This is a genomic window from Coleofasciculus sp. G3-WIS-01, assembly GCF_040223135.1.
GTDB lineage: Bacteria > Cyanobacteriota > Cyanobacteriia > Cyanobacteriales > Coleofasciculaceae > Coleofasciculus.
Genome location: NZ_JAVJZI010000078.1, coordinates 66,037 through 73,441, shown reverse-complemented (window position 1 = coordinate 73,441; position 7,405 = coordinate 66,037). Strand labels below are relative to the sequence as shown.

7 protein-coding genes are annotated in these 7,405 nt (G+C 43.3%); 1 reads left to right on the top strand and 6 read right to left on the bottom strand.

The window, feature by feature from the left end:
- Positions 1-273 precede the first annotated feature (273 nt).
- The 4 genes from RIM23_RS08485 to RIM23_RS08470 form a co-directional block, all read right to left on the bottom strand.
- The gene (locus RIM23_RS08485; protein WP_446366179.1) at positions 274-891 is read right to left on the bottom strand and encodes a sugar O-acetyltransferase; all 618 of its coding nucleotides are present in this window, start codon (positions 889-891) and stop codon (positions 274-276) included.
- Between the two features lie 48 nt (positions 892-939).
- Positions 940-1,254 carry an urease subunit beta gene (locus RIM23_RS08480; protein WP_446366177.1) on the bottom strand — a complete coding sequence of 105 codons (315 nt, stop codon included), beginning with the start codon at positions 1,252-1,254 and terminating at the stop codon, positions 940-942.
- A gap of 595 nt (positions 1,255-1,849) precedes the next feature.
- The gene (locus RIM23_RS08475) at positions 1,850-2,608 is read right to left on the bottom strand and encodes a hypothetical protein (protein WP_446366175.1); all 759 of its coding nucleotides are present in this window, start codon (positions 2,606-2,608) and stop codon (positions 1,850-1,852) included.
- A complete protein-coding gene (locus RIM23_RS08470; protein ID WP_446366173.1) occupies positions 2,571-3,341 on the bottom strand; it encodes a hypothetical protein in 771 nt (256 codons plus the stop codon). Before RIM23_RS08470 ends, RIM23_RS08475 begins: the two co-directional genes overlap by 38 nt.
- 505 nt (positions 3,342-3,846) lie before the next feature.
- On the opposite strand from RIM23_RS08470, the gene RIM23_RS08465 reads away from it, so the two are divergent.
- Entirely contained in the window at positions 3,847-5,580 is a 1,734-nt protein-coding gene (locus RIM23_RS08465) for a CHASE2 domain-containing protein (RefSeq protein WP_446366171.1), read from the top strand.
- Positions 5,581-6,089: 509 nt separating this feature from the next.
- On the opposite strand, the gene RIM23_RS08460 is transcribed toward RIM23_RS08465, so the two are convergent.
- Together RIM23_RS08460 and RIM23_RS08455 are read right to left on the bottom strand one after the other, a co-directional pair.
- The gene (locus tag RIM23_RS08460; RefSeq protein ID WP_446366169.1) at positions 6,090-6,725 is read right to left on the bottom strand and encodes a hypothetical protein; all 636 of its coding nucleotides are present in this window, start codon (positions 6,723-6,725) and stop codon (positions 6,090-6,092) included.
- A 155-nt stretch (positions 6,726-6,880) separates the two neighbouring features.
- Positions 6,881-7,033 carry a hypothetical protein gene (locus tag RIM23_RS08455; RefSeq protein ID WP_446366167.1) on the bottom strand — a complete coding sequence of 51 codons (153 nt, stop codon included), beginning with the start codon at positions 7,031-7,033 and terminating at the stop codon, positions 6,881-6,883.
- Between the last annotated feature and the right edge of the window lie 372 nt (positions 7,034-7,405).

Sequence of the window (7,405 nt, the reverse complement as noted above, 5' to 3'; positions counted from 1 at the left end):
CGGAGGGGCAACCATACCCCTCCACCCCGAAAGGGGTATGCTTCTTAAACCGCTACCGCTTGTTCCTCCCTGGTCTAAAGCTTGCCCGATAAGCGAAGCGAAGGGACACAGGGTTTCCCACAACGAAGGATTTTTATGAATGTTAGGGTGCATTTTCAGGTTCATGTGACGTGTTTGATAAGGGTCTTTATTTGAATAACGCCACTGATAGATAAGAATGCGCGATCGCAACTCATTCTCTTTCAAAAAGATAGCGATCGCGCTTTTTTACGGTTACACTTCCAGGATTGGAGGTTGAGTCGTACTTGCCACTCGTATAACCCGACAGGGATTTCCGGCGGCGATAACATTGGCAGGAATACTTTTGGTAACAACGCTACCGGCACCAATCGTCGTATTATCGCCAATCGTGACACCTGGACAAATAATTGCACCGCCACCAATCCAGACATTATTACCAATTTTAAGCGGTCTGGCGAGTTCGCGTCCGGTTAGTCTTTGGGTTGGATCGGTAGGATGATAGGCTGTATAAATCTGCACATAAGGTCCACATAACAGATTATCGCCTAAATGAACCGTATTACAGTCGAGAATCACACAACCATAGTTCATATAGAGATTATCGCCGACATAGATATTACTGCCGTAGTCACAGTAAAAGGGAGGACTAATTTGAGGATTAGATCCCAGCTTGCCAAATAAGTCCTGTAAAAGTTGCGATCGCGTCTCTACTTCGTCTTCCATTGTGGAGTTGTACAAGCGCGTCAGTTGACAGGCTCGATTATGTAATGCTTTTAATTCAGGGTCAGATGCTAGATATAGCTCTCCTGCTAACATCTTCTGTTTTTCGGTCATCTGCTTGATCAAAGCAATATCCAGCCAGTTTATCATTGTTTGAGTTTTGTCCGGTTTCTCCACCATTCTTTTGGCGTGGAGAAGTCAATCATTATCCAGCGCCCCATTCACTCTGCCATTAAACCCATAAACCTGACGGCTACCCACAAACGGTACCAACTCAACCTCCCGTTCATCTCCCGGTTCAAAGCGCACGGCTGTACCCGCCGGAATGTTTAACCGCATCCCCTTGGTTGGCTCTCGGTCAAATGATAGAGCGTCATTCACTTCATAGAAATGGAAATGAGAACCTACCTGAATCGGGCGATCGCCTGTATTCGCTACCGACAGGCGCAAGGTTGGACGCCCCACATTCAGTTCAATCTCTCCCTTTTGGATGATTTGTTCCCCTGGAATCATCGTCTATTTTTAATGTAAGTTTACAAAAGTACAATTAATGTTGATTTGAATGACAGCAACTACTCCCAGTGCTGCAACTGCCTTGAGAACTGTCAACGAATCTAAATCTGTTTATAATACACGACTATTTAGCCTGTTGGCTAGACAAATAATTTGGTTCTCCCGTACTTAGTGTGATAATTTTTACTTATAACAAGCTAACTATTTCTTTACTTTAGGACTCTTGCCTTGCCGCCTCTTGCCTCGGCTCTCCCGTACATGGGTCATAATATCAAGAAAAAGCAGTCAATAATGGACGCTCAAGGAAGCGGCATATGACACACTCTCTGGTTCATTCTCCTCTTAGTTATTCTCGGCTTAATGACTAAACACTTAACCTATCGAGCTTTGGGCAGTAAGCATTAATTATGGTTATGTTTGAGGAAACAATTAACAATGAAAAGTTATTACTAATTGAGGCAAAAATAGCTATATAACTTATCAGTGCTGTTTCCTCGACTTATTCAGCAAGCCCTAAGCTGCTATGCAGCTAAATCCAATAATTTAGCTCCTGAAACCCTTTGATAGCTTAGATTGCCTTATCAAATTAAATGCGTTACAGCTTAACTAACCCTGGTGGATCAATAGCTTCCAGATCCAGATTGGTGAAGGCTCTGTAGGCAGTGCCACAATCATCAACTATAACTCGGAAATGATGAGTGAATCGAGTCCAGTGAGTCTTGCTTTTATTTATCCCACGCCAAGTATGCTCGAATCCTGTACTCCCTTGCTGTTTAATTTTTTGATGTAAGTCGTATAGATCTTCAGGATACCAAAAGTCGGTCATCTTGCGCTGAACAATTTCTTCTGGGGTAGCATCCCATACTGTTGCTGCCATAGCTGGGGTAACTAAGAGTTGACGTTCGTCTCTTAGCCGAACTAACCCACCTTTGATGTTTGGTGTTTCGATAAACCGTGAGATTACATCAACGAGTGGACGGGATAACTGGCATGTGCCTATCCAGATTGATGGTGTAGCAATTAGGGGTTTATTCATGTTTTTTCCGTTGTTTTCTTGGCTAATACTTATTAATTTTTTCTCAGCTAAAGATCTGGGAATGGAAAAGTGTTGGCAGCCACTTTTGTGCCAAAAGATTTTGAGTTCATTATAGTCCCAACGCTCCAATAAAGACGCCAAATTTTGGTAAAAGCTTCGGAGGATAACTGCCTTTTGTTTACTAGATATCCAAACATTGACCACATCCTCATGAAAGTAAACTTGACAGTCTTGGTCACACACAGGCAATTCTTTTTTAAAGAGTTCGCTTGCACGAGACTCAACTATCACCTTCGCATCCCTGAGCAACTGACTCATCTAACTGTTCCTCTGTGTAATTATCTCCAAATGTTTGATTCTTAATTGCTATTAGCTCTATCGTTTTCCACAAAGTTCCATCAGGTTTATGGAGTACAGAACCCAGAGCAATTAATTCTTCCTCGTTAGCTTCCTCTCCAGCAAGGATTGCCTGTAAGCGTGTTGTCGGTATAGCAGCAGCCGACGCTAACTGTTGGACATTGCAGTTTCGTCTAGTCAGTTCCTTTTGGACGAGAACACCAATTGTTACCGTCTCCGCGTTCATAGTTTGTTTAGGTTGTTTGGACTCCTGAAAAATTTTTTCCTCCATCAGTCTTCCAGCTTTTGAGACAATTCTGACTAAGTCGGATAGCTCTAAGCTGTTCATCCACATCAACACTTGATCGACTGTTGTGACTGTTTCATCTGTAGATTTTGATGGACTGACTTGACTAACTGTTAGAGGTAATCGCAAGTATTCTTCTAAACTTATCCCTCCATTTAGATAGATTTGTAGCTGCTCTGCTGTTGTACCTACATAAGCCGCTAATTTCTGTGCACTCTCTAGTCCTAAATTTCCTGATTCTCTTTCCCAAGCCCCCCAAGCTGAATAGGAGACGCCAACCTTGGGCGCAAACTGGCGTAAAGGTTCATCATCTCTTAGCTTTAAGCACAGCCTGGATAGGCGGTCTTTTCCTTCTACTGTGAGCAAAATTTTGACAAGTGTATAAATGTTATATTCAAACAGTACCATGCCTGATCCTGTGCTGTCAGACCCAGGCGTGTGCTTGATTTACACACTTGTGTTTAATTTTTGCACAAATATTATAGCATCAAGTCATGGAAGAGCGAAGATAAATTTCCCAAAAACTCATCCCGCATTTCTCACCAGTCTTGCCATCTGAGTCGTCGAAACCTTGACCTGGAGTAGGTTTCGAGCACCCTTGACCGACCTGACTTTTCACGGGCTCTCTCCAAACCTCTCTCCAAACCTCTCTCCTGGGGAGGAGAGAGGCTTTGAATTCTCCCCCTTCCGTGCTCTCAAAAGCTCCCGCATCCTCTGGCTTCCCCCATGGAATACAGCTTATCACTAACCTTATTGACTAAATTTTGATGGCTATAAAAATACTCTCAAACTTGCTATTAAACAATTCTCCAAACAACTTAACCCCTCAAAATTAATACAACCAATTATTCGTTAATATACAACGTAACTCTATATGCTTTAATCGAGGTAATTGCGTTAACTTACCACAACCATGAGTTCTAAATTATCTCAAAAGGTTGGCTCGCTACTAAGAACATTAAACTATCGGCAATCAGCCGTATTGGACTTTGGTCGATCTGTTGTTCTTACCAGCGCCGTTATTGCCACATTGGTTGTTGGGATTCGACAGATGGGAATCCTAGAGGCAGTGGAGCTAGGAGCATTCGACCAGATGATGCGGTGGCGTCCAAATGAGGCTCCTGATGAGCGCTTACTTGTCGTCGCCATCACCGAAAAAGATATACAGGAAATTCAGCAAGCGACGCTGTCTGACCAAACCTTGAATCGACTCTTAGGAAAACTCCAAGAGTATCAACCCTTAGCCATAGGTTTGGATATTTTTAGAGATGTTCCTATCGGAACGGGTCGCGCCGACTTACTCAAACGTTTCCAGCACAGCGGTAACATCATTGCGGTATGCAAAACGGGGAGTGCTGACCATCCTGGAGTTCCACCCCCACCCGGAATTCCAAAAGACCGAGTAGGATTTTCCGATCAAGTCATAGACACCGATGGAATTATCCGCCGCAGTCTGTTGTTCATCAGCTCTGCTGCCTCTAACACACCAGCCCATTCATCTGACGCTAACACAGATAGTCGATGTGATGATTCATCGGGTCACCTGTTATCCTTAGGTTTTCAGCTAGCACTTCGTTACTTACAAACGCTCTTAATCCAGCCAGAATTCACAACCGCCGATGAACTAAAGTTGGGTTCAACGGTATTTAGTCCCATCAAAGAGAATGATGGCGGCTATCAAAAGGCGGATGTAGGGGGGTATCAAATCCTGCTCAACTACCGCTCTTCTGAAACCGTTGCTAAGCAAGTGACGCTGACACAGGTACTTGAAGGTAAACTTGACCCCAATTGGATAAACGATCGCATTGTCTTAGTCGGTTATACTGCCCCAAGTAAAAAGGATGATTTTTTCACACCCTACAGTGCTGGTCAACAGGAAACATTTAAAATGCCAGGGGTTGTTGTTCATGCTCAAATCGTGAGTCAAATTCTCAGCGCCGTTCTGAATGATCGACCCCTGTTTAGGTTTTGGACTGAGTGGGGTGAAATGCTTTGGATCGCCGGATGGTCCCTAGTCGGAGGAACGTTGGCTTGGCGCATTCGTTATCCAGTAGCCTTTGGCTTCGCTGGAATAGTAGCTATTGGGGGATTATTTGGGATTGGCTTTGTACTTTTCACCCAGGCTGTATGGATACCGATCGCCGCACCGATAATAGGTTTGATTGCTACCGCCGGGAGTGTAATCGTAGTCGATAGATTTGAGAAGGGAGGATACGCCAATAAAATTTACCAGGGTGTCCAGAAACTTTTTAAGATTGAAATTGATCAGGAAGAAAAAGCTCGTCAGTTAACTGAATACGAGGGAATGATTAACCGAGTTCAGCAATGGCACCAGCAAGCGCAGGATCTGGGGGTTCAGGAATCCTTACCGGCTTTAGACCAGGGTTTGCAGCCGTTGAGTGACGTTGATGATGGGGAGGCGTTTAACCAATCAGCGGATAGTTTAGAGATCGACTACTTTGAGCAGTTGCAACAAAAAGCTAAAGCGCTGGAGAATCAGGAGATCACCCAGCAGCTCATCATAGAAATTACCGAGCAAGACGTGACGATACTTGAACGATACTGCCAGAAAACCGAGCGCAATAAAAATGATGTTTTGCGGGAGTTCATTCACTCACTTGAACAGACCCTAACTAATTACAAGTAATCTAGTTAGGGATTCTTTCCCTGCTGTTACCACTGGGAACCGCTGTTCTCGGTGGGTATCAGGAACTTTTGCCTTTATACCCCTCCAAGCCATTTCTACTAAGGAGCTAAGACTAAAAGTCTTATAAACGCACTAAGATTTTTACCCAGTAGATGCGTTACTGTAACAAATAGTCTCTACTGGAACCGCTTAATCTTAAGTTTTCTAGGTTCTATAGGTCGTGCTGAACAAGTTAACAAACTGCCGCCGTACCTGATACTATTGTATAGTATTATTGGGCACTTAACAAGCTATTTTGTTTCGCTAACCCCATCTAAATCAAAGATTCTAGATAGGGACTGCGCTCAACTTTCGTACAAGTGTTCTAAAAGCCTCCTAGTCAACCATCTATCTTTGCCGGATAACCTTTTGCTAGATCGTACATTATACCGTCAATGTAAAAAACCTACCCTTGTGAGGGGGGCGGGGGAGATAAATGTTTAGTTAAACGGGGGACTTTGAGCGACGTTTTAATCTGAATTAGATGGGCGATCGCTCTTCTCTATTTCGGAGGAAATAATCCAATGTAAAATGCCTAGAATTTTACAAATCTCGCTGATATAATACTCTTTATTATCGATGTTGAGGAGGCGATCGCTCAATCTTAAAAAACGCCAAACCGTTCCCGTAGTAACTGCCCCATAAACCGAACTAATTTGATTTTCTTTTTGTTGGTTAAAGATTTGTGCCCCTAACATTTGAGCTGCACATTGCCCCAATCCTCCAATAATATCTTCTTTTTTAGCTTCCACTAAAGTAATAATCGGGGCAGTAATAAATAGTTGTTCTGGAGACAGACTAATAATAAAATCGCATTCGCCGTTTAAGTCTTGAGAAGGATCGACAGTTAAATCTTTACCCGAGAAAATACTAATTTTTGGCTGTGTTTTTTGCGTTAATTCTAACAAAATTGGCGCTATTATCATTTCAGATCGCGCCTTTTCTGTATTAATATCTATCGCTAAAGGTAAGTAGTTTTTTAAGAAAAAATCCAGATTTTCGCTCTTAGCAACCTCTGGAATCTCTGCAAATAAATAACTTTCCCGGTTAACCTTTAAATCGAATTTTTCAACAACATCTGCCAGCTTAAAATTACTGAATCCCATTTTAGAAACATTTAACTCTAGAGTTAATTATAGTCGAAGTTCAGCCGAACCGCGCTCAGCCGAACGGTTGACGGCTCACCACACACTGGCTTGATTGGGACAACAAGCGCGATCGCACTTCTTATGGTTTCAGTGCGTAATAGTTTTCCCCACGTCTAGTTTTGGCTGAATCCCGGACAGTCATGCGATCGCACTCCTTCTAGTTTGAGTGCGTAATAGTTTTCCCCACGTCTAGTTTTGGCTTGATTCCGGACAGTCATGCGATCGCACTCCTTCTTCTGGTTTGAGGGCGTAATAGTTTCTGCCATCAGGGTTTTGACTATAGCCGGAGAGGGATGCGATCGCACTCCTTATGGTTTCAGAGCGTAATAGTTTTTCCGATCAGGGTTTTGGCTTGATTTCGGACACCAATGCGATCGCACTTCTTATGGTTTCAGAGCGTAATAGTTTTTGTCACGTCTAGTTTTGGCTGAATTCCGGACAGTCATGCGATCGCACTCCTTCTTCTGGTTTGAGGGCGTAATAGTTTCTGCCATCAGGGTTTTGGCTTGAATCCGGACACCAATGCGATCGCATTCCTTATAATTTCACGGCGTAATAGTTCTTGTGATCAGGGTTTTGGTTTGATTGGGACAGCAGGGTTTGGGCTTGATTGGGACAAGAAGTGCGATCGCACTCCT